Here is a 21,479-nt window from a genome sequence, read left to right on the forward strand (position 1 = left end):
GGTTCATGACCCAGCAAAACCCGGAAATAGGCCTGTTTGGCCGTTCTTGACGGCTTCCATACGGCTGTGGCGCGATCCTTGACGACATTCGTACGCGGCACGCCGCCAGCGCCTCACCACGGCCGACGTCCGTCAGCCGACGTGGACGTGCGGCCTGCGTTCCGGGTCCGGCTCGGCCTTGCGGAGGACCTCGCGGGTCAGCGGTGGAACGTCGCCGCCGCCGAAGACGAGATAACGCAGCATCGCCACGACCGGGTTGCCCTCCGCCCAGTGGAAGTAGATGTGCGGGGCCCTACCGGTGCGATCGCGCAGGTGGAGCAGGAGCGCGGCCAGCGAGTTGGGCACGGCCGAGCTGTCGATGGTAAGGATCTTGTGGCCGTAGCGTTCCTCGCCCTTGACGCGCAGCTCGGTCTCGAACTCCGAGGCGTCGGGCACCTTCACCTCGACGAACAGGACCGGCTCGGCGCTGCGCAGCCGGTGGTTGATCCACTGCTCGCGCAGCTTGTCGTTGTACTCGGCCTGGTCGCGCTCATGCGGCTCGTTCGCGATGAGGTGGATGTCGCCGCTCGCCTCGTTGAGGAACTCCTCGGCCAGCGGGTCCAGGTGCACCTCGGTGACCCTCAGCTCGGTCGAGCGGGTGGCGCGGGAGATCAACGAGGTGACGATGATGGCCGCGATGAAGAAGGAGGCGATCTTCACACCGTCCGGCCGCTCGATCACATTGTCCACCAGCGTGTAGGCCAGCACCGCCGTGATCACGGCGAACCCGGCCGTCGCCTTGTGCTGGCGCTTCTTGCGGGCCGACAGTGTCACCGCCACAGCCGCCGACAGCATGAGCACCAGCACACCGGTGGCGTACGCGCCGCCCTGGGCATCGACGTCGGCGTCGAAGATGATCGTGATGGCGAACGCGATGGCGGAGAAGACCAGCACGAGGGGCCGCACGGCCCCGGTCCACTCCGGCGCCATGCCGTACCGGGGCAGGTAACGCGGCACCAGGTTGATCAGGCCCGCCATCGCCGACGCTCCCGCGAACCACAGGATGGCGATGGTGCTGACGTCGTAGGCGGTGCCGAACCAGTCACCCAGGTACTGGTGAGCCAGGTAGGCCAGCGCCCGCCCGCTCGCCTTGCCGCCCTCCGCGAACTCCTGGTGCGGGATGAGCACGGTGGTCACGAAGCTGGAGAAGACCAGGAACACGCTCATGATCAGGGCCGCGGCCGTCAGCATCCGCCTGGTGCCCGCGATCCGCTCCTGGATGTCACCCTTGACCACCGGCATCACGGCGACACCGGTCTCGAACCCGGACATGCCCAGCGCGAGCTTGGGCATCACCAGCAGCGACAGGCCCACCATCGCCAGGGGACTGCTGAAGTCCACGCTCAACGCGCGCTCCCAGTCCACGACCACTTGCGGCGCCTGCAGGACGTGCACCAACGCGGTCGCGACCACCACCGCGTTGAGTGCCAGGTAGGCGAAGACGAGCAGGACGGCAAGGCCGATCGCCTCGCTGAACCCCATCAGGAACACCCCGCCGAGCAGGGCCAGCAGCACCAGCGTGACGATCACCCGCTGCCCGGCCAGGAAGTCGGGCATGAACGGGTTCTCCAGCAGGTGCGCGGTGGCGTCGGCCGCCGAGAGCGTCATCGTGATCACGAAGTCGGTGGCCGCGAACCCGAGCAAGGCCAGCACGAAGAACTTGCCCCACCACTGCGGGGCGAGCTTCTCCAGCATCGCGATCGAGCCCTGCCCGTACGGGCTCTCGGCCGCCACCCGCCGATAGACCGGCAACGCGCCCAGCAACGTCAAGGCCACCAGGAACAACGTGGCCAGCGGCGACAGCAGTCCGGCCGCCAACGCGGCGATGCCCGGCTGGTAGCCCAACGTGGAGAAGTAGTCCACGCCCGTGAGGCACATCACCCGCCACCACGAGTGCTTCACATGGGGACCGTGCTCGATCTGCTTACGGTCGGTCTGCAGCCCTTCGAGCAGCCACGACCGAACCGTTCCCTCAGTAGCGACCGGCCGTTTCGCCAGCACCATCCCGGTCACCCTCCATCAAGAGCGCATAAATACGCATTGCACCCTACTGACGGTCAAGAGCTATCCGACCTGGTGAGGGCGTCAAGAAAACGTATGGATGCGTCTCGACGGGACATCAGCGGGGCCGGGCGACTCCTACGACATGGTCGAAGCCGCGAAGGGCGAACCGGTCCAAACTCTCGACTCCGAACCCTGCCTGCTCCGTCTCCGCAAGGATGTCGCGAGTGGGATGGCAGCCGCCGGCGGCACGTGACCAGATGGGAGTCACCAGGCCGCTCAACAACGCGACCGGCCACCTGTTCGAGCGCTGATGCTCGTAGAAACGCAGCTCACCGCCCGGCCGCAACACATGCCGGATTTCCCGGAACGTCTCGGCGACCGGCCATAGTGACGCCATTTCGATGCCAAGATGCCATATTGGCATCACATTGGCGTCATGTATGACATCCGCGCACTTCCTCGGCACCCGGCAGCATGCGGCCGCGGTTTTCAGCGGCACCATCACGCGCTTGCGGCCCCGGTTCGCACTTCAGCTATTCAGCGTTGCTACATACCAGTATTCGGTGTTACTTTGTACCGGTAGTCGGCATCACTGAATAGCCGGAAGCCGGAAGGGGTGTTCCAAGTCCCACTGCCCACGACGTCAGGCCGAGACCTGTAGCGCAAAGCGCTCTACACCGGCTGCCCGCTGCGCTCGCGCCCGCACCAATGCCGGTCGCTCTCTCACCATTCACCCGCACCGCGACGAGTTTGCCGCTGCCCGTCGGCGCACGCGCCGCCACCTCCGCACGCTCCGCCAACCGGCGCCGATCCCGCTGATCTGGCGATCAGGTCCGCGCTGAGCAGCGGACACAGCTTGACACCACCATGATCTTTCAATGGCGCCAAAATGGCGTCATTTCACGACTCTTAAAGGGGTTCCACATGTCACACCCCCGACGGCGAGGGCTCCTCGCCGCAGTCACACTCGCGACCACGCTCGTGATCGCCGGTGCCCCAGCCGTTTCCGCGACGGCGAGGCCGAAGATCAAAGTCTCCGGCGGGCTCACGCAGCCCGTCTTCTCCTACAAGGACGCCATTCGCGAGCACGTCCGGGTGCAGTCGTCGGTCGACAGCGACGGCGACGGCAAGAAGGACCTGGTGCGGGTGGACATCATCCGGCCGAAAGAGAGCGGTTCCGAGCTCAAGGTCCCGGTGATCATGCAGGAAAGCCCGTATTACGACAACCCTGGGGTCGGCTTCGAGATTGAACACAAGAAGTACGACACGAACGCGAACGTGACGAAGTTTCCGATGTATTACGACAACTACTTCGTGCCGCGTGGGTATGCGTTCGTGTCCGTCGACATGATCGGCACCAGGTTGTCCGACGGCTGCCCGATGTCGTACGGCGCCGCCGACGTGCTGGGCGGCAAGGCGGTCGTCGACTGGCTGAACGGCCGGGCGAGCGCCTATGACGACAAGGGCGACCCGGTCAAAGCCTCCTGGACCACCGGGCGTACCGGGATGATCGGCCACTCGTATGAGGGAGCGCTCGGCGTCGGCGTCGCCGGCACCGGCGTGGAAGGGCTGGAGACGATCGTTCCGCTCTCGGCCTTCACCAGCGGATATGAGAACGGTCACGTCAACGGCGTCCTCACCTGGTTCAAGGGCGGGGCGAGGTGGCAGTCCGAGCACGTCGACAAGGATCCGGCGGAAAAGTGTGAGGCGACGCGCCGGCGGATGGACGCCGAATCCGACGATGAGACCGGCAACTACAACGCCTACTGGAACGAACGCAACTACCGGACCGGGCCGATCTCGAAGGCGCGCAACATCCGCGCCAGCGTCTTCGCGGTGATGGGTATGCAGGACCGGAACGTGGTGGGCAGCCAGTTCTCCGAGTGGTGGGCCAAGCTGCCCCGCACGGTGCAGCGCAAGGCGTGGGTGACGCAGTACGGGCATCTCGACCCGTTCTGGGCCCGCCGCGAGGTGTGGGTCGACACCCTGCACCAGTGGTTCGACCACGAACTCATGGGCGTTGACAATGACATCATGCGCCAGCCGCGCGTCGACGTGCAGCTCGGCTCCGGCCGATGGACCACGCAGGCCGACTGGCCGGCACCGACGCGGACGACGACCCTGCGACCGCAGCAGGACGGCTCACTGGGCCGCAAGCCCTCGACCGGCACCGGCAACTACCTCGACACCGCCCAGACCGAGATCGCGATGGCCACCGGCCCCGCCACCACCAACCCCAACCGGCTGGCCTACCTGACCCCGCCGCTGAAGAACACGACGCGGCTGTCCGGAACGCCGACGGTGAGCCTGAAAGTCACGCTGGACAAGCCGACCGCCAACCTGGGCGTCCTGCTCGTCGACTACGGCACCGACACCCGCATCAACTACCGCGAGACCACCGCGACGGCCTCGCAAGGCCTAAAGATCATCGGCGGCGAGGACTGCGTCGGCGAAAGCACGGCCGATGACGATGGCTGCTACTTCCGGGCCGCCGACAACACGGCGGCCTCCGGCCTCAACGTGGTCACCCGAGCAATCCTGGACGCGCAGAACCACAAGTCGCTCAGCCGCCAGGCACCGCTGACGCCGGGCAAGCCGTACCAGATCACCTGGAAGATGCTGCCGCAGGACTACGAGTTCAAGGCCGGGCACCGGCTGGGCCTGGTGCTGACCGGAACCAACGACGACTTCAACCTCGACGAGACCGGCAACGGCTCCGGGACCGACGCCGAACCCGGCACCGGAGCCAAGGTCACCGTCGACCTGGCCGGCACGTCGATCTCACTGCCGCTGATCACCCGCACTCCCACCAAGTAACAACAAGATCGACATTCTCGTACGGTCGCGGCCGACGTGACCGCGACCGTACGCATGACGTCTCGGGCGTCCGTGGCCTGCCCCTACCACCACAAGCCGGACGCGGCATGCCGCGGGAGGGCGAAGAACACGATCGCGCCGGTGATCGCCGGCCACCGCCGAACCCGGCGCGGTGGTCGCCGGTGATCGCCGGCCACCACCGCACCCGGCGCGGTGTCTTCCCCCTGAATGTGGACACCGACCTCAGGCGGCGGCCTTCAGGCTTTCTCTCGTCTTCTCGTAGTCGATCGGGCTGAGTTGGCCGTGGCGGGAGTGCCGTCTGACCGTGTTGTATCGGGTGATCCAGCGGAACACGGCCAAGCGGGCGGTCCGGGCGTCGGACCAGCGGTGGGCGCCTCAAGCGTTTCGCGTTTGAGGGTCGCGTCGTGAAGAATCCACGTCTCACGATGGCAAACCGCATCTAGGCCACCCCGCAGGTCGCTTCTACGGTCAGGGCATGCCTCTCAAACGCCTCGCCGCCACAGCCATCGCCGCTCTCCTGGTCGTGGGCCTGATCGCTGCCCCGGCCCGCGCGGACGGATCACACGAGTGCTTTTCCGGCATCCGCACTGCGAACGGCGACTCCTACAAGTTGAGCGGCTGGGTGTGCGGCGGCTCCGGCTTCTACCAGGTCACCGTCGTCATCAGGTTCGGTGAAGCCCAGGGCACCTACTTCTGCCCCAGCGTCTTCTCGTGGAACGGGGACCTTTCCGGGGACAACTGCCGCTTGACGTAGGCGACATTCCACGTCATAGCGGCCAATGAGCTCCTCGGTGGGACGTGGACGCACCCCAGGAGCACGTCAAGCGCGGACGTCGAAACCCAGCGCGGTGGCCACGACGGTCGCCTGGAAGGAGTCGATGATCGCCTTCTTCAGCGTGACCGTCGACGGGTCCAGGTCGGACAGATCACTGCCCCGCAGATCGCAGCCCGTGAGGTCCGCCCCGTTGAGCCAAGCCCCGGAAAGATCGCTCCGTAACACCTCGGCCTTCTCCAGCCGGGCGCCCGACAGGTCGGCCTCGCGCAGCCGCACCCCATGAAAGGCGCTCCCCCGCAGGTCGGCGCCGGGCAGGCCGGTGAACGACCAGTCGCCGCCCTCGACCTTCAGCAGCCCGTAGGAGCAGCCGTCGAACGTGCTGCCCGTCAGCTTGCACGCCTTGAACGTCGCGTCGAAGAACGAGCACCGCGAGAACGTGCAGTTGAGGAACATCGCGTCCTCGTGCACGGACACGTTGAAACGGACGTTGCTGAACGCGCACTCCTCGAAAACGCACCCGGTGTTGGTCAGCTCCGTCATGTCCACGTCGACGAACAGGACCTGATGGTAAGTCTCCTGGACCAGCTCGCGACCGTCCCAGTCGGCCGAGCTGACCGTCGTGGTGGTCGGGGGCGCTGCCATCCGGCCCATCGGACCGTCTGCGCGGGCTTCCACGTAAGCCCTCCTTCCGTGTCCCCGCGAGCCTCCCACGCGTCACCGACAGAATCCGCCGCGCCGGCCGCGTAGCCGAGCACGGCTGCCGGTCGTGATGTGCCAGCATGAGTCGGTGACCGAGCCATTGCCGGGGCCTCGCGAGGTCAGCCTTCTGGAAGTCGGCCGGCTCCGCCTGATCGAGGACGCCGCGCCGCCGGTGCCGCCCGCTGAGCGGGTGGCCATGGATCGCCTGTGGGAGGAGGCGGTCCAGGCCAACCCCTGTCTCTTCGACGGGCCGGTGGTAGCGTGCGCGGGGCTGGATCGAGATGGGCCGCACAGCTTGGTCATCACCTGGGCGAGGACGACCTACCGGCACCGCGCCCTGGGCCGGGTTCCGGGGGCCACCTCGTGGCTGCCGTCCCTCTTCGTCACCGTCGCGCAACCGGCGACTGACGATGGGAGCCTGCTGGTGGGGCGGATGTCGGCGTCGACGGCCACTCCTGGTCGCTGGCAGCTACCCGGTGGAGCGGTCGAACCGCCCGCCGAGGGTGAAAACCTCGATACGGCTGCCCTCCGCCGGCACGCCGCTCGGGAACTGGCCGAGGAGACCGGCATCGACACACCGCCGAGCGAGCTGTCCCTGTGGCTGGTCACGCGCGGCGAGAACGGGAGCGTGGGCGTGGTGTTCCTGGCCCCGCCCCGGCCGGCATCGCTGCTGCGCGAGCGGTTCGCCGCTCTGACGTCCGCCGAGACGGCACAGGGACGCGATCCGGAACTGGAGCGGATCGCTTTCGTCCGCTCCCCGGCCGAGGTGGCGGAACTCAAGGGCGCGTGCGTGGACTACCTGGGGCCGCTCGTCCGCCACTACGTCAACTCGGGCCCCTAGAAGCGGACGAACCGGCCCCGGAGTCCAGGCGTGCCCGGCTCAGGTGAAGTTGACGTCGCTGCAGAAGTAGTACGTCTGGTCCATGTGCGAGGCTTTCCAGATCGTGTAAATGACGTGGCGGCCGGTGCGTCCGGCCGAGGTCAGGTTATTGATCATGTACGTCTGGCTGGGCGCGTACTTGGCGGTCTCGCGGACCAGTTCCAGATGGTTCCAGCCCAGGGCGGTGGTCGTGGCGTTGTAGCCCTGGCGGGTGATGTAGACCCTGATGTAGTCGGCGCCATGGCTGGCCTGGTCGTTCAGGCGGATGTTGAAGGTGCTGCCGAGGTTCGTCATGGTCCAGGCGCCTGGCGTGTCCATGGACCGGTAGCGGCCGTCCTGGGTCCGGCCCGCGCTGCACAGTTGGCCGTTGGGGATGACCGCCTGGTGGTTGCCGCCGACGTTGTCGCGGTAGAGCCCGTTCCAGTTCCACATGGCGTTCGTGTTGTCCTGCCATGCCTGCCAGCACATGGGGTCTCGCTGCTGCATGGTGGGGTTCTGGAAGTCGCTGCCCCAGCGCAGCCAGCAACCGTAGTTGCGGGATGCCGGGTCGACGACGGATCCATGCGCTGACGCGGTGCCGGCCGGCGAGACGGCGTAGAGCGTCGCCGCGAACAGCAGCAGGGTCAGGGCGCGGAGCGCCCAGCGCGGTGTACGGACTTGGGCGTGGGGCATGGTGCGGTCTCCGTGTTCCGGTGGGGGTCTCGGTTATTGGGAGCGCTCCTGCATGGCGGCGACGGTAGATGACTGCGTGAGTGAAGACAATGACAAGTGAGAGTCAACATGGCCGCCGCCGCAGGCGTGCCGCAAAAGTCCTGCGCCGCGTATCGGGCCGCCGGAAGTGCCAGGTGAAAGTTTCACCCGGTCTCGGCTGTTTCCGCTGGTGTCGCGGGCGAGCCCGGGTGGGGTTGTGGACGGCCAAGGGAATGGCGGCGCGGTGGCCTAGAGTCGATATTGGGAGCGCTCCCAATATCGAGCTCGACGCATCTGCCAAGGCTCGACGCACCGACCGAGAAACGCACTGACCGAGAGACTCACTGACCGAGAGACTCACTGACCGAGAGACGCGGCGACCAAGCGACGCACCGACCGAGAATGGCGGGCCATGAGAAACGCGAGCGTGAAATGGACGGCGCGGGCGGCCGTGACGCTGCTGGTCGCCGCCGTGCTGGGCGTTCCCGGGGGTCCCGGCACGGGCGCCGGGCAGGCCGTTTTCGCGTCGGCCGCGTACCCGTACCAGGATCCGAGCCTGCCCGTGCCGACCCGGGTGGCCGACCTGATAGGCCGGATGTCGCTGGATGAGAAGCTCGGCCAAATGACGCAGGCCGAGCGCGGCTCGGTCAGCGCCGCCGACGTCACGACGTACCGGCTCGGCTCGGTGCTGTCGGGCGGCGGCTCCGGGCCGTCCCCGAACACGGCCGCATCCTGGGCGGATATGTACGACAATTTCCAGAACGCTGCCCTGGCCACGCCGCTGGGCATCCCCATCCTGTACGGCGTCGACGCCGTACACGGCCACAACAACGTCGTCGGCGCCACGATCTTCCCGCACAACATCGGGCTCGGCGCGACCCGCGACCCCGCGCTGGCCCAGCGGATCGGCCGGGCCGTGGCCGAGGAGGTCTCCGGCACCGGCGTGGACTGGGATTTCGCGCCCTGCCTGTGCGTGGCCCGCAACGACCGGTGGGGCCGCACGTACGAGTCCTTCGGCGAGACGTCCGAGCTGCCCTCGTCGATGGCCACGATCGTGACCGGCCTGCAGGGCACCGCGCTGAACGGCCCCGCCTCCGTGCTGGCCACGGCCAAGCACTACCTCGGCGACGGCGGCACCACGGGCGGCGTGGACCAGGGCGACACCCAGCTGTCCGAGGCCGACCTGCGGGCGATCCACCTGCCGCCGTTCAAGGCCGCGGTGGAGCGCGGGGTGGGCTCGGTGATGATCTCGTTCAGCAGCTGGAACGGCGCCAAGCTGCACGGGCACCAGTACCTGATCACCACCGTGCTCAAGGGCGAGCTGGGCTTCTCCGGCTTCGTGGTCTCCGACTGGGACGGCATCGACCAGATCGACGGCGCCGCCGGCACCTCCGCGCTCGACGTGCGCACGGCCGTGAACGCCGGCGTCGACATGGTGATGGTGCCCACGGCCTGGCGGCGCTTCATCGACCTGCTGCGGGCCGAGGTGCAGGCGGGCCGGGTGACCACGGCCCGGGTCGACGACGCGGTCCGGCGCGTTCTGACGAAGAAGTTCGAGCTCGGCCTGTTCGAGAAACCGCTGACCGACCGCTCCTACACCGCGACCGTCGGCAGCTCGGCGCACCGCGCCCTGGCCCGCGAGGCGGTGGCCAAGTCGCAGGTCGTGCTGAAGAACGGCGGGAACATCCTGCCGCTCGCCCGGAGTGGCAAGATCTTCGTGGCGGGCAAGAGCGCGGACGACATCGGCAACCAGAGCGGCGGCTGGACGATCTCCTGGCAGGGCTCGTCCGGCGCCATCACCCCCGGCACCACCATCCTGCAGGGCATCAGGAACAGCGCGGGCTCGGCCACGACCGTCACCTACAGCCGCGACGGCAGCGGCATCGACGGCTCGTATCGCGTGGCGATCGCCGTAGTCGGAGAAACGCCTTACGCCGAGGGCCAAGGCGACCGGCCAGGCGGCCTGGGCCTGGACACCACCGACCTGAACACCATCGCCACGCTGCGCGCGGCCGGGGTGCCCGTCGTGGTCGTGCTGGTCTCCGGACGTCCCCTCGACATCGCGGCCCAGCTGCCCGGCTGGAACGCCCTGATGGCCGCCTGGCTGCCGGGCACCGAGGGCCAGGGCGTGGCCGACGTGCTGTTCGGCACGACGCAACCCACCGGCAAGCTGCCCGTGACCTGGATGAGCAGCGCCTCCCAGCAGCCGATCAACACGGGCGACGGCAAGACGCCGTTGTTCGCGTACGGCTTCGGGCTGACGTACGGGCAGGCGCAGGACGACACCAGCCCGCCCACCGCGCCCGGCACGCCGGTCGCCTCCGAGGTCACCTCCTCGTCCACGAGCCTGTCGTGGTCCGCCTCGTCCGACAACGTGGGCGTGACCGGCTACGACGTGGTCCGGGTGCAGCCGGCGGGCGAGACGACGGTGGCCACGGCCGCGACCGCCACGGCCACCATCACCGGCCTGGCCGCGAGCACGGCCCACACCTTCGCCGTCTACGCCAAGGACGCCGCCGGCAACCGCTCGCCGCGCTCGGGGACGGTCACCGTGACCACCCGCGCCGACGGCGGGACGGGCGGCTGCACGGTCACCGCGACGACGCAGAGCCAGTGGAGCACCGGGTACGTCATCCAGGTGGCGGTCACCAACACCGGCACGAGCGCCGCGAACGGCTGGGGCGTCACCTTCACCTTGCCGTCCGGCCATCAGATCACCGGGTCGTGGAACGCCTCCCTGGCGGTGAGCGGCCAGGCCGCCACGGCGGGCAACGCCGCGCACAACGGGACGCTGGCGCCCGGCGCGAGCGCCTCCTTCGGCTTCCAGGCCGGTCGCCCGGCCGGCGACACCCGCCTGCCATCCGGCTACGCCTGCGCGTTGAAAATTACATCGTAGGAGGCTGCCGAACGCGCAGCTCGCGGGGCCCGCGCCGCGACAGGTGACGGATCAGATCATTGTTGAGGCGTCGAAAACTGCGTAGGGTACGAGTCTCCCGTCATTGACGATGATCTCGACAGATCGGTCAAGGAGCCCGCCATGCGCGTGCGAACGACCCCGTCCCTGATCATGATTCTCTTAGCCGCCGTGGGGCTCGTAGTCACGGTCCCCACCGCCGCGCAGGCGATCGGCGGCTTCGACTACTCCCGGGCGCAGGTGTCCGCCACCGGCCTGCAGGTGCCGTGGGGGCTGGCCTTCCTCCCCGACGGCAGCGCGCTGGTGTCCGAGCGCACCACCGCCAGGATTCTCCAGGTACGCCCGGGACAGACCCCGGTTCAGGTGGCGACCGTCAACGGAGTCTCCGCCTCCGGCGAGGGCGGGCTGCTCGGCATCGCCGTGTCGCCGACGTACGCCCAGGACCAGTGGGTCTACGCCTACTTCTCCACGAGCAACGACAACCGGCTGGTCCGGTTCCGGCTGAACGCGCCGCAGACCCAGAACGTCCTATTCTCCGGCGTGCCGCGGGCCTCCATCCACAACGGCGGCCGCATCGCCTTCGGCCCCGACGGCCAGCTGTACGTGTCCACCGGCGACGCCGGCAACACCGCCAACGCCCAGAACCTGAACACCCCGGCGGGCAAGATCCTGCGCATGACGCCGAGCGGCGGCGTCCCGGCGGGCAATCCCTTCAGCGGCTCCCGGGTCTACAGCTATGGCCACCGCAACGTGCAGGGCCTGGCCTGGGACGCGCAGGGCAGGATGTACGCCAGCGAGTTCGGCCAGAACACCCGGGACGAGATCAACCGGATCGTCGCGGGCGGCAACTACGGCTGGCCCACCTGCGAGGGCGTCTGCGGCAACCCGTCCTTCCGCGACCCGATCGTCACGTGGTCGACGGCCGAGGCGTCGCCGAGCGGGCTCGCGTACGCCAACGGCACGCTGTTCGCCGGCGCCTTGGGCGGTACCCGGCTGTGGACCGTCCCTCTGACGAGCGCCGGCGGGGCCGGGACCCCGGTCGCCGAGCTGCGGGGCACCTACGGGCGGCTGCGCGCGGCCGTGGTGGGGCCGGACGGATGGCTGTGGCTGACGACGAGCAACCGCGACGGGCGCGGCGCCCCGGTGGCCCAGGACGACCGCATCATCCGCATTCCGCCCACCGGCACGCCCTGAGGCATGCCGGAACGCGGGGCGTCAGTGTCCGGCGTGCTCCTGGGGCTTGGCCACCACCCAGGCCCGGGCGGAGCCCACCTGGCGCTCCAGGTCGGAGAGGAGGGCGGCCAGGTTCTCGTGGTCCATGTACGCGGTCTGCTCGATGCTCGATCGGTGTGTCTCCACCTGCCCCGCCAGGCTGTTGATCTTGCTCAGGGTGTCGCTGATGTTCCGACTTTCCTGCTGACTCAGATCGCACATGCCTTCACAGTAAAGACAGCCCCTCCGGCCGTACATATATCCGGCAAGTAGGTTGTGGGTGGCTGAAGGCTGGAAGGATGGGCGCATGCGCTTCGCCCGAGCTCTGGTCTTCGCGGTGGTGTGTGCCGCCGTGACGGCGGCCGGGCATGCCTTCGCGGGCGGCGCGGCGGTCGCGCCGGGCGTCATGGTCCTGGGCGGGCTGGGCGCGCTCGGCCTGGCGTACGGCCTGGGCGGGCACGAGCGCGGCCCCGAGATGGTGTTCGCCGCCACGGTGGGCACGCAGGCGGTGCTGCATCAGCTGTTCGGAGTGACCGCGCCCAGCGGCGGGCACGCGCATCTGACCGTGGGCATGCCGCTGGTGCACCTGACGATCGCCGTGCTGACGGGCTGGTGGCTGCATCGGGGTGAGAGCGCGTTCTGGCTCATGCTGCGCCTGGCGGGCCGTCCCCGGCTCGCCCTGCCGCGCCCGCTTCGCCTGGTTCCCGCCCCCGCTCCGCTACGCCGGACGCCGGCGCGGGCGCCGCTGAGGCCGTCGATCACGGTCCGGATCGCGACCGCGGAGCCACGCAGAGGGCCTCCCACGAGGGGAGTCACCGAATCGCCAACACTTCCCTCGTCATGGAGTCCACTTTGCCTACCTTTTTTCGCAGAACCCTCGTGGCGGTGATCGGGTGCGGGCTGTTCCTGTCCGCCACCGCGCCCGCCGCCCTCGCCCACGACAGCCTCAAGAGCAGTTCACCCGCCAAGGGCGCCACCGTGTCCGGCATCCAGACGATCGAGCTGGAGTACTCGTCCCGCGTCCGCTTCCCGCTGGTGGTGCTGCGCACCGCCGACGGCAAGACGATCCGGCTCGGCGAGCCGCAGGCCGACGGCCCCAAGGTGTCGACCACCGTGCCCACCCAGCTGGCGGGCGGGTCATACGTCATCGCCTGGCGGGTGGTCTCGTCCGACGGTCACCCGATCGAGGGCGAGATTCCCTTCACCGTGAAGGGCGGCGCGACGGCGTCCGCCACCGAAGCCGCCTCGGCCGCACCCGCCACTTCGGCGGAGAGCACCCGACCTGCCGCTGCGGCGCAGGCCGGGGGCGGCATCCCCGGCTGGCTCTGGGGCGGACTCGCCGCGCTGGTGGTGGCCGGCCTGGCGGTCTGGCTGCTGTCCAGACGAACCGGCGGGCCCAGCGACCCCGACAGCCCTGTCGACCCGGCCGGTCAGCCGACCGCGCCGACGGAGCAACCGGACGTACCAGCCGGACCGTAGACATACCGACCGGGCAAGCAGACGTACGGGCAAGGGCGAGCGGACGTACCGGCCCCACCCGGTGTCAGGGCACCATCCACCCCAGCACCGGCGTCGACTGCAGGAACACCAGCACGCAGAGGATGAGCAGCAGCACGGCGCTCCAGCCGATCACCCGGCGGAACAGGTTGCCCTCCTCCCCCACCAGGCCGACCGCGGCCGTGCCGATGGCCAGGTTCTGGGGCGAGATCATCTTGCCCATGACGCCGCCGGAGCTGTTGGCCGCGCCGAAGAGCTCCGGCGGGATGTTCAGCTGGCCCGCCGCGGTGGTCTGGAGCTTGGCGAACAGGGCGTTGGCGCCCGCGTCCGTACCGGTGATCGCGACGCCGAACCAGCCGACGAGCGGTGACAGGAACGCGAAGAACGCGCCCGCGCCCGCCAGGAACAGCCCGAGCGTCTGGATCTGCCCCGAGAACTGCATGACGAAGGCCAGCGCGAAGACCGACAGGATGGTGACGATGGCCCAGCCGAACTGCCGGATCGTGGCCCCGTAGGTGGCCAGCGCCGAGGCCGGGCCGATCCGCAGCACGAGGAGGGTGAGCAGCCCGGAGACGAACAGCAGCGTCCCCGGGTGCGAGGCCCACGGCAGTTCGTAGACCACGGGCACGGCCTTGCCCGCCGGGTTCACCATGTCGAACCCGGGCCAGGCGGGCTTGACGGTGAAGCCGGCGAGGTAGGTCTTGATCGCGGGGATCTGCGCGATGGAGAACAGCGCGATGATGATCGCGTACGGGGCGAAGGCCGCGATCTTGTCGCCGGTGGTGTCGCCGCCGGGGCGGCCGTGGGTGCGGACGAACGCCGGGTCGTCCACGGACCCGCCCGCGATCGGCGTGGGGCTCGGCGTGAACCCGACCGTCTCGGCCGGCTTCCAGATCTTGCCGAACGCGACCAGCACGATCGCCGAGACCAGGGCCGCCGCGATGTCGGTGAGCAGGTAGTTGACCTGGGACATCAGGATCTGCGTGACGCCGAAGCTGAGCCCGGCGACGAGCGCGGCGGGCCACGCCTGGCGCAGGCCGCGCCGCCCGTCGGCGACGAAGATCAGGATGAACGGCACGAGCAGCGCGATGAACGCCGTCTGCCGGCCCGCCATCGCGCCGAACGGCTCGGGCGGCAGTTCGGTGACGCTGCCCAGGATCGTGATCGGGTTGCCCATGCCGCCGAAGGCGACGGGCGCGGTGTTGGCGATGAGCGCGATGACCGCGGCGCGCATCGGCTCGAAGCCGAGCGCGATGAGCATGACCGCGCAGATGGCGATCGGTGAGCCGCCGCCGGCCAGGGCCTCGATGAGCGCGCCGAAGGAGAACGCGATGACGATGGCGGTGATCCGCTTGTCGTCGCTGATGCCCTGGAAGGCCCGGCGCAGCACCGCGAAGTGGCCGCTGCGCTCGGTCATCTTGTAGATCCAGATGGCGTTGAAAGTGATCCACAGGATCAGCAGCACCGCCCTGGCCGCGCCGTACAGGGCGGAGTCGAGCGCCTGTGTGACCGGCATGCCGTACGCGAAGGGCAGGATCGCGATCAGGAAGCCGACGACCAGGCCGGAGATGCCCGCCCAGTGCGCCTTCCACTTGAAGACGCCCAGCAGCACCAGCACCGCGAGCAGGGGCAGGGCGGCCAGAAGGGTGGACAACCATAGGGAGCCGGTCGGGTTGAAGTTCTGCTGGTACACCGCGCGCCTCCGGGGGTAGGCGTTCCATTGGATAGAACAGTGTTCCGTGTCTAGGATCGTAGGACGCGGAACAACCGGAGGGAAGAGATGGAAATACGGCATGCCACCGCACCCGACCAGATCCGCCATTTCGGCACCGCGGAACTCCGCGCCCGTTACCTCGTCGAGGGCCTGTTCGGGCCGGAGGTGGACGGTGTCTACACCCACCAGGACCGTATGGTCGTCGCCGGGGTCCGGCCGAGCGGGAAGGCCCGGCTGGGGGCGTTCGATCCGCTGCGGTCGGAGCACTTCCTGGAGCGCCGCGAGCTGGGCGTGATCAACATCGGGGAGCCGGGCACCGTGGAGGTCGACGGCGTGCCGTACGAGCTGGACCCCAAGGACTGCCTGTACGTCGGCAGGGGCGCGCGCGAGGTGACGTTCGAGCGCGGCATGTTCTACCTGGTCTCGGCCCCGGCGCACGAGACGTTCCCGACCACGCACGCGCGGCTGAAGGACGTTAATCCGGTACGGCTGGGCGGCGCCGACGGCTCCAACGACCGGACCATCTACAAGTACATCCACCTCGACGGCATCCGCAGCTGCCAGCTCGTCATGGGCGTGACCGTGCTGGAGCCCGGCAGCATGTGGAACACCATGCCGTGCCACACCCACGACCGCCGCACGGAGGTCTACCTGTACTTCGACCTGCCGCGCGACGAGCGGATCGTGCACCTGATGGGCCGCCCCGACGAGACCCGCAACCTGATCGTGGCCAACGAGCAGGCGGTGATCTCGCCGAGCTGGTCGGTGCACTGCGGGTTCGGCACGCGCAGCTACGCGTTCGTGTGGGCGATGGCCGGGGAGAACCAGGCGTTCGACGACATGGACCAGGTCGCGATCACGGAGATGCGGTGACGGATGGAGCTGTTCTCGCTCACCGGCCGGACGGCGCTGGTCACCGGGGCGCGGTCGGGGATCGGCCGGGCCATCGCGGTCGGCCTCGCGCGGGCCGGGGCCGACCTTGTCCTGCACGGCCATCGCGACGACCTCGACGAGACCGAGCGCCAGGTGAAGGCGCTCGGCGGCGACGTACGCAAGCTCGTGCTCGACCTGGGCGACCCGGCCGCGATCAGGCCCGCGCTGGAGCCGGTGCTGGCCCGGGGCGAGGTGGACATCCTGGTCAACAACGCGGGCACGATCAGCCGGGGCTCGACCAGCCTGGACGACTGGCGGCGGGTGATGGCCGTCGACGTGGACGCCGTGTACGTGCTCAGCCAGGCGCTGCTGGAGCACGGCGCCACGAAGGTCATCTCGATCGCGTCGCTGCTGTCGTTCCAGGGCGGGATCAACGTGACCTCCTACGCGGCGGCCAAGCACGCGGTGGCCGGGCTGACCAAGGCGCTGTCCAACGAGTGGGCGCCACGGGGCGCGCAGGTCAACGCCATCGCCCCCGGCTACATCGCCACCGACGTCACCACGGCCCTGCGGGAGGACTCGGGGCGCGATCGGGAGATCAGGGCGCGGATCCCGGCCGGGCGCTGGGGCGAGCCCGCGGACCTGGAGGGGGCGGCCGTGTTCCTCGCCTCGCGCGCCTCCGACTACGTCACCGGCCACGTGCTCGTCGTGGACGGCGGCTGGCTGGCCCGCTGAGTATGCTTGATCGGGTGGAACCCAGGCCGAGCACCGCCATCGACAAGGCGCTTTGGGTGCTGGAGGCCCTCGCCGAGCACGAGAGCGTCACCAAGATCGCGACGGCGACGGGCCTGCCCAAGTCGACGACCCACCGCATCCTGCAGTCGCTGGCCGAGCACGGTTTCGCCCGGCCCGACGGCGGCGGCGGCTACCTGCCGGGTCCCAAGATCCTCACGCTGGCCGGCCGGATGCTGGCCCGCTTCGATCCCGTACGCCAGGCCTCGCCGGTGCTGCAGCGCCTGCACGACCAGACCGGCTACACGGTGCACCTGGCCGTGCTCAACGGCGACGAGGCCGTCTACGCCGCCAAGCTGGAGGGCCGCAAGCCCTACCAGATGCCCTCGCGCGTCGGCATGTCGCTGTGGCTGCACTCCAGCGCGATCGGCAAGGCGATGCTGGCGGCCATGTCCGACGCCGAGGTGGCGGGCATCGCCACCCGCACCGGGCTGACCAGGCGCACGCCCGCCACGATCACCACGCAGGCCGCGCTCCGCCGCCACCTGGCCCGGATACGGGAGTGCGGCTTCGCGATCGACGACGAGGAGAACGAGGCGGGCATCCGCTGCGTCGCCGCGGCCGTCTTCGACCACATGGGGCACGTGGTGGCCGGGGTGAGCATCTCGACGCTGACCCACGAGCTGTCGGTGGCGGACGCCGAGGAGCTCGGACCGCTGGTCGCGGCCACCGCGCACGAGGTCTCCCGCACCCTGGGCGCGCCGATGGAGCTGCCGACCGGTTAGGCGGCCTTGTGGCGCTCGTACATCTGGCCGAGGCGGTCGATGCGCCAGAGCTGGCCGAGCACGACCAGCGTCGCGCCGAAGACGGCGGGCCACACCTCCAGCGCGACCAGGCCCCAGCCCAGCAGCGCGAACCCGGCCAGCCCCACCGCGATGAGCAGGCGCTGCACCTTGCGATGATCGCCGGCCACGAGCGCCCGGTTCTCGAACCACAGCTTCTCGCCGTAGATGCCCTTGGCCGTCCAGCTCGTCGGCTGCTCGATCGCCGGAAAGGCGCGCGGGTTGACGATCAGCCAGACGACGACCAGGGCCACAGGCGCCAGGGACCACCAGCCGATCCACGTCCTGCTCCAGATGGCCAGCATCATCAGCGGGATCGCGGCGAACCTGGTCCACACGCTCAACGGGTTGGCGTGCCGCTTCCACGCCTCGTCGGTCATGCCCATGGCTCGCGCGTATCTGTTCAGCACGCTCATGCGATGAGTCCCCTTGCCAGCGCGTTGATGGTGGCGTCGAGCACCTGCTCGAAGTCGGGTCCGTATCTGTCGCGGTTGATCACCAGCAGGCCCGCGGTGCGCAGCACACCCATCAGCACCTCCGGCGGGACGTCCGCGACGATGACGCCGGCGCTCTGCCCCTGGGCGAGGTAGTCGATCAGCGGCGTCATCAGGTGCGGGGTGACCCGGGCGACCTCCTCGGGGCCGACCCGGCGGGCCACCGCCTCGAGCTCGTCGGGGCGGGTGAGCAGCCGCCGGTAGAACGGGTCGGTGGTGAGCGCCTCGACCATGCTCCGCATGAGCCCGGCCAGCGCCTGCACGCTGGGCGGCCGGTCGAGCGCGGCGGCCAGCAGCTTGCCCATCAGCGGCGCCCGGCGGACCATGACCTCCTTGTAGAGCTCCTCCTTCGACTCGAAGAACGCGTAGAAACTGCCTTTCGCGATGCCCGAGGGGGCGACCAGCTCGTCGAGCGAGGTCTTCTTCAGCCCCTGGGCGGCGAAGAGCTCTTCGGCGGTGTCGAGCAGCCGCGCGGTGATGCGCGCCCGATCGTCCGCCGTGAACGCCACGGCCATCTATGCCCCTATGACTACTCTGGATATTCAGTCATAGCTTAGCACGAGGCGGGTGTTCCGCTTGGCGATGACTGCCGCGCCCTCCGGCGCCGGGCCGGGGTAGGCGTCGATGCGCAGGTCGCAGGCTTCCGGGCGGCCCGCCGCGTCCCACGCCTTCACGTGCGCGATCAGCTCCGCCGCCAGTGCCGCCCCGCCGGGCCCGTACCCGCGGGCGCGCAGCTCCTCCTCGGCCGCCAGTACGGCCAGACCGTCCGTGCCGACGATGCCGACCGTCATGCCGTAGCCATGGGTGGTCACCGGAGCCCACCGCAGCCGCCCGGCCAGGGACCCCCAGCGGGGCTCGTGCAGCGCCAGCCACAGACCCACTCCCCCGCCCATCAGCGACAGGCGGGGCAGCGGCGCCACGCCGTCGGCGGCCACCTCCGCGAAGGGCTCGTCCAGCATCGCCAGGACGTCGCCCACCTCGCGCGGTTCGGGCAGCGTGAGGACCAGGTCGGCATCGCCGTCCAGCATCAGCGTGACCTCGGGCCCGGCGGAGGGGCCGCGCATGCGCATGAAGCCGCAGGGCTCCACCGACCGGCTGGACCAGTGGTCGCCGGCCTGCTCCATGGCCACGGACACCTGCACGCCGCGCAGGTCGAGCGGCACCACGAGCCGGCCGCCGGGCGCCAGCTGCTCCAGCCAGGCCGGGGCCAGGTCCCACACGCCGACGGTGGCGATCACCCGGTCGTACGGCGCCTCCGCGGGGAAGCCGGCCGCGCCGTCGGCGCACTCGACGGTCACCTCGGGATAGGCGGCGGCGTCGAGATGCAGCCGCGCCGCCGCGACCACGTCGGCGTCGATGTCGACGCTGACCACCCGGCCCTCCGGCCCGGCCAGGTGCGCGAGCAGGGCGGCGTTGTAGCCGGTGCCCGCCCCGATCTCCAGCACCCGGTGGCCGGGCCGGACGTCGAGCTGGTCGAGCATGATGCCCATGATCGCGGGCTGCGATGAGGAGCTGATCGGCCGGCCCTCCTCGTCGCGTTTGGTGACGATGGGTTCGTCCCGGTAGGCGGCCTCCGGGTCGAAGTCCGGCAGGAACCGATGCCTCGGGACCAGCCGGAACGCCTCCGCGACCCGCTCGCTCACCTCCCCGCGTTCGAGCAGCTGGGCGACCATTGCCTCGCGGTACTCGTCGAACTCCATACCGACATGATTCCCGCGAGCGGGCAAGAATGCCTGGCAAAGATTTCGAGTCAGAAGGTTTGACCCGCTGAATGAGGGAAGGGCAGGCAGTTCATGTACGTCGATCGTGAGGAGGAGCCGTAGTGCTCACCCTGACAAACAACGCAGCCCAGGCGATTCGCGACTTGACCGCGTCCGCGCCCGAGCCTGCGCAGAGCGGCATCCGCATCTCGTCCCAGGGCGAGGGCTCGAGCTCGCTGACCCTGTCCCTGGCCACCGCGCCGGAGCCGGCCGACGAGGTCGTCGAGGCGGAGGGCGCGCGGGTGTATCTCGACCCGGTGGCCGCGACCGTGCTGGAGGACAAGTCTCTGGACGCGGGAGCGGACGACCAGGGCTCTGTGTCCTTCCTGGTGACCGACCAGCCCGTCTAGACGGGCCATATCGGCCCGGCGAGCGGCCAGGCCGACTGAAACACGGACCACCGCCGGTCCGGTACGTACCTTTCGTTAGGCCGTACCGGACCAGTGGTTCGTCAGGCTGTACCGGTCAGGCGCCGGCGAGCAGCTTGTGCAGGTAGCGGATCTGCTCCTCGTTCTGGAAGCCGCCGCCGCCCTCGTGGCCGTTCCACGGCCAGACGCTGATCTCCTTCGGCCCACGCCAGTGGTTGTAGGCGGCGAAGACCGTGGACGGCGGGCAGACCTGGTCCATGAGCGCCACCGAGTAGAGCGCGGGCACCTGCCCGCGGGCGGCGAAGTTCACGCCGTCGAAGTACGACAGCGTGCGGAACACCTGGTCGGCGCTCTCCCGCCGGGTGGACAGAAAGCGGACGATCTCCTGGTACGGGTCCCGGTCGGTGATCTCCACGGCCCGGCGGAAATGCGTCAGGAACGGCACGTCGATCAGCGCCGCCTTGATCGCCGGATGCAGCGCGGCGGTCGCCTGCGCGATGCCGCCGCCCTGGCTGCCGCCCGAGGCGACGATCCGCGAGGCGTCCACCGCCGGGTGCGCGGCGGCCACGTCGACCGCGCGGACCGCATCGGTGAAGACCCGCCGGTAGTAGTACTGGTCGGGGTCGAGGACGCCGCGGGTCATCATGCCGGGGGCCTGGGCGTTGTCGCCGCCGTACGGGTCGCCGGTCACGCCGGGGCTGCCCGGGTTGGCACCGCCGTGACCCCGGGTCTCCATCACGAACACCGCGTAACCCGCGGCGGGCCAGGTCAGGTGGTGATGCGGGAAGCCGCGGCCGCCGCTGTAGCCGATGTAGTGCATCACACACGGCACCGGCCCCTCCACCCCGTGCGGCACCAGGAACCAGCCGTTGATCCGATGGCCGCCCCAGCCCGCGAACGAGACGTCGTACACGTCGACCGAGGCGAGCGGCAGGTCGTAGGGAGTGAACTCGGCCGCCGAATCGAACTCGCGTGCTTCCGCGAGCGTGCGCGTCCAGAAGTCGTCGAAGTCGGCGGGCTCGTCACGGTCGGGGAGGTAGGAACGGAGCTGCTCAAGCGGCAGGTCGAACAGGGCCACGTAGGTCTCCAGCCTTGGTAGAGGGTGCAGCTATTTCATAGCATCTGTTGGTCTTCGCGCTATTTGGGCC

General features: G+C 69.5%; 21 protein-coding genes and 1 pseudogene. 11 read left to right on the forward strand and 11 right to left on the reverse strand.

The annotated features are described in order from the left end of the window. Window positions 1–132: 132 nt before the first annotated feature. Together ACQP2T_RS34390 and ACQP2T_RS34395 are read right to left on the reverse strand one after the other, a co-directional pair. The gene (locus ACQP2T_RS34390; protein WP_433509046.1) at window positions 133–2,043 is read right to left on the reverse strand and encodes an amino acid transporter; all 1,911 of its coding nucleotides are present in this window, start codon (window positions 2,041–2,043) and stop codon (window positions 133–135) included. A 115-nt stretch (window positions 2,044–2,158) separates the two neighbouring features. Next, the gene (locus ACQP2T_RS34395) at window positions 2,159–2,548 is read right to left on the reverse strand and encodes a hypothetical protein (protein ID WP_433509047.1); all 390 of its coding nucleotides are present in this window, start codon (window positions 2,546–2,548) and stop codon (window positions 2,159–2,161) included. 419 nt (window positions 2,549–2,967) lie between these two features. Between ACQP2T_RS34395 and ACQP2T_RS34400 the strand changes: the two genes are divergently transcribed. After that, complete coding sequence (locus tag ACQP2T_RS34400) at window positions 2,968–4,860, forward strand: CocE/NonD family hydrolase (RefSeq protein WP_433509048.1); 1,893 nt, start codon at window positions 2,968–2,970, stop codon at window positions 4,858–4,860. A gap of 243 nt (window positions 4,861–5,103) precedes the next feature. Here ACQP2T_RS34400 and ACQP2T_RS34405 read toward each other — a convergent pair. Next, window positions 5,104–5,285: pseudogene (locus ACQP2T_RS34405) on the reverse strand (integrase core domain-containing protein); the annotation flags it as partial. Window positions 5,286–5,356: 71 nt separating this feature from the next. On the opposite strand from ACQP2T_RS34405, the gene ACQP2T_RS34410 reads away from it, so the two are divergent. Then, window positions 5,357–5,635: a hypothetical protein gene (locus tag ACQP2T_RS34410; protein WP_433509049.1), complete on the forward strand. Its 279-nt coding sequence runs from the start codon at window positions 5,357–5,359 to the stop codon at window positions 5,633–5,635. 66 nt (window positions 5,636–5,701) lie between these two features. On the opposite strand, the gene ACQP2T_RS34415 is transcribed toward ACQP2T_RS34410, so the two are convergent. Then, window positions 5,702–6,331 carry a pentapeptide repeat-containing protein gene (locus tag ACQP2T_RS34415; RefSeq protein ID WP_433509050.1) on the reverse strand — a complete coding sequence of 210 codons (630 nt, stop codon included), beginning with the start codon at window positions 6,329–6,331 and terminating at the stop codon, window positions 5,702–5,704. Between the two features lie 112 nt (window positions 6,332–6,443). Between ACQP2T_RS34415 and ACQP2T_RS34420 the strand changes: the two genes are divergently transcribed. Next, window positions 6,444–7,196 carry an NUDIX hydrolase gene (locus ACQP2T_RS34420; RefSeq protein WP_433509051.1) on the forward strand — a complete coding sequence of 251 codons (753 nt, stop codon included), beginning with the start codon at window positions 6,444–6,446 and terminating at the stop codon, window positions 7,194–7,196. Window positions 7,197–7,235: 39 nt separating this feature from the next. Here the strand turns inward: ACQP2T_RS34420 and ACQP2T_RS34425 are convergent, their stop codons facing one another. Continuing rightward, entirely contained in the window at window positions 7,236–7,907 is a 672-nt protein-coding gene (locus ACQP2T_RS34425; RefSeq protein WP_433509052.1) for a lytic polysaccharide monooxygenase auxiliary activity family 9 protein, read from the reverse strand. A 430-nt stretch (window positions 7,908–8,337) separates the two neighbouring features. Here ACQP2T_RS34425 and ACQP2T_RS34430 point away from each other — a divergent pair, with 430 nt between their 5' ends. Both ACQP2T_RS34430 and ACQP2T_RS34435 read left to right on the forward strand, forming a co-directional pair. After that, the gene (locus tag ACQP2T_RS34430) at window positions 8,338–10,821 is read left to right on the forward strand and encodes a glycoside hydrolase family 3 N-terminal domain-containing protein (protein ID WP_433509053.1); all 2,484 of its coding nucleotides are present in this window, start codon (window positions 8,338–8,340) and stop codon (window positions 10,819–10,821) included. 141 nt (window positions 10,822–10,962) lie between these two features. Continuing rightward, window positions 10,963–12,033 (forward strand): PQQ-dependent sugar dehydrogenase, encoded by a 1,071-nt coding sequence (locus ACQP2T_RS34435; RefSeq protein WP_433509054.1) that lies wholly within the window; start codon window positions 10,963–10,965, stop codon window positions 12,031–12,033. A gap of 21 nt (window positions 12,034–12,054) precedes the next feature. On the opposite strand, the gene ACQP2T_RS34440 is transcribed toward ACQP2T_RS34435, so the two are convergent. Further along, window positions 12,055–12,273 (reverse strand): hypothetical protein, encoded by a 219-nt coding sequence (locus ACQP2T_RS34440; RefSeq protein WP_433509055.1) that lies wholly within the window; start codon window positions 12,271–12,273, stop codon window positions 12,055–12,057. A gap of 85 nt (window positions 12,274–12,358) precedes the next feature. On the opposite strand from ACQP2T_RS34440, the gene ACQP2T_RS34445 reads away from it, so the two are divergent. Beyond that, window positions 12,359–12,940 (forward strand): MFS transporter, encoded by a 582-nt coding sequence (locus ACQP2T_RS34445; protein ID WP_433509056.1) that lies wholly within the window; start codon window positions 12,359–12,361, stop codon window positions 12,938–12,940. Beyond that, window positions 12,904–13,530 carry a copper resistance CopC family protein gene (locus ACQP2T_RS34450; protein WP_433509057.1) on the forward strand — a complete coding sequence of 209 codons (627 nt, stop codon included), beginning with the start codon at window positions 12,904–12,906 and terminating at the stop codon, window positions 13,528–13,530. Before ACQP2T_RS34445 ends, ACQP2T_RS34450 begins: the two co-directional genes overlap by 37 nt. Before the next feature lie 64 nt (window positions 13,531–13,594). On the opposite strand, the gene ACQP2T_RS34455 is transcribed toward ACQP2T_RS34450, so the two are convergent. Continuing rightward, complete coding sequence (locus tag ACQP2T_RS34455) at window positions 13,595–15,241, reverse strand: L-lactate permease (protein ID WP_433509058.1); 1,647 nt, start codon at window positions 15,239–15,241, stop codon at window positions 13,595–13,597. A gap of 87 nt (window positions 15,242–15,328) precedes the next feature. Here ACQP2T_RS34455 and kduI point away from each other — a divergent pair, with 87 nt between their 5' ends. From kduI to ACQP2T_RS34470, 3 genes are read left to right on the forward strand one after another with little or no spacing between them, the layout of a single operon-like run. After that, on the forward strand, window positions 15,329–16,135 hold the full coding sequence (gene kduI, locus ACQP2T_RS34460) for a 5-dehydro-4-deoxy-D-glucuronate isomerase (protein ID WP_433509059.1): 807 nt from the start codon (window positions 15,329–15,331) through the stop codon (window positions 16,133–16,135). 3 nt (window positions 16,136–16,138) lie between these two features. Next, on the forward strand, window positions 16,139–16,870 hold the full coding sequence (locus ACQP2T_RS34465; protein WP_433509060.1) for an SDR family oxidoreductase: 732 nt from the start codon (window positions 16,139–16,141) through the stop codon (window positions 16,868–16,870). Window positions 16,871–16,884: 14 nt separating this feature from the next. Further along, on the forward strand, window positions 16,885–17,652 hold the full coding sequence (locus tag ACQP2T_RS34470; RefSeq protein WP_433509061.1) for an IclR family transcriptional regulator: 768 nt from the start codon (window positions 16,885–16,887) through the stop codon (window positions 17,650–17,652). Here ACQP2T_RS34470 and ACQP2T_RS34475 read toward each other — a convergent pair. The 3 genes from ACQP2T_RS34475 to fxlM are packed head-to-tail and all read right to left on the reverse strand — an operon-like array spanning window position 17,649 to window position 19,903. Next, window positions 17,649–18,125: a DUF6653 family protein gene (locus tag ACQP2T_RS34475; RefSeq protein ID WP_433509062.1), complete on the reverse strand. Its 477-nt coding sequence runs from the start codon at window positions 18,123–18,125 to the stop codon at window positions 17,649–17,651. The two genes, ACQP2T_RS34470 and ACQP2T_RS34475, sit on opposite strands and share 4 nt — an antisense overlap. Next, window positions 18,122–18,718: a TetR/AcrR family transcriptional regulator gene (locus ACQP2T_RS34480; protein ID WP_433509063.1), complete on the reverse strand. Its 597-nt coding sequence runs from the start codon at window positions 18,716–18,718 to the stop codon at window positions 18,122–18,124. The genes ACQP2T_RS34475 and ACQP2T_RS34480 overlap by 4 nt, the downstream gene beginning before the upstream one ends. Window positions 18,719–18,745: 27 nt before the next feature. After that, window positions 18,746–19,903, reverse strand: a complete 1,158-nt coding sequence (fxlM, locus tag ACQP2T_RS34485) for a methyltransferase, FxLD system (protein ID WP_433509064.1) — start codon at window positions 19,901–19,903, stop codon at window positions 18,746–18,748. A 122-nt stretch (window positions 19,904–20,025) separates the two neighbouring features. Here fxlM and ACQP2T_RS34490 point away from each other — a divergent pair, with 122 nt between their 5' ends. Next, window positions 20,026–20,313, forward strand: a complete 288-nt coding sequence (locus ACQP2T_RS34490; protein WP_357957242.1) for a HesB/IscA family protein — start codon at window positions 20,026–20,028, stop codon at window positions 20,311–20,313. A gap of 115 nt (window positions 20,314–20,428) precedes the next feature. On the opposite strand, the gene ACQP2T_RS34495 is transcribed toward ACQP2T_RS34490, so the two are convergent. Beyond that, a complete protein-coding gene (locus ACQP2T_RS34495) occupies window positions 20,429–21,409 on the reverse strand; it encodes an acetylxylan esterase (protein WP_433509065.1) in 981 nt (326 codons plus the stop codon). Window positions 21,410–21,479 lie beyond the last annotated feature (70 nt).

Origin of the sequence: Nonomuraea sp. CA-143628, assembly GCF_050942315.1 — a bacterium.
Taxonomy (GTDB): Bacteria; Actinomycetota; Actinomycetes; order Streptosporangiales; family Streptosporangiaceae; genus Nonomuraea.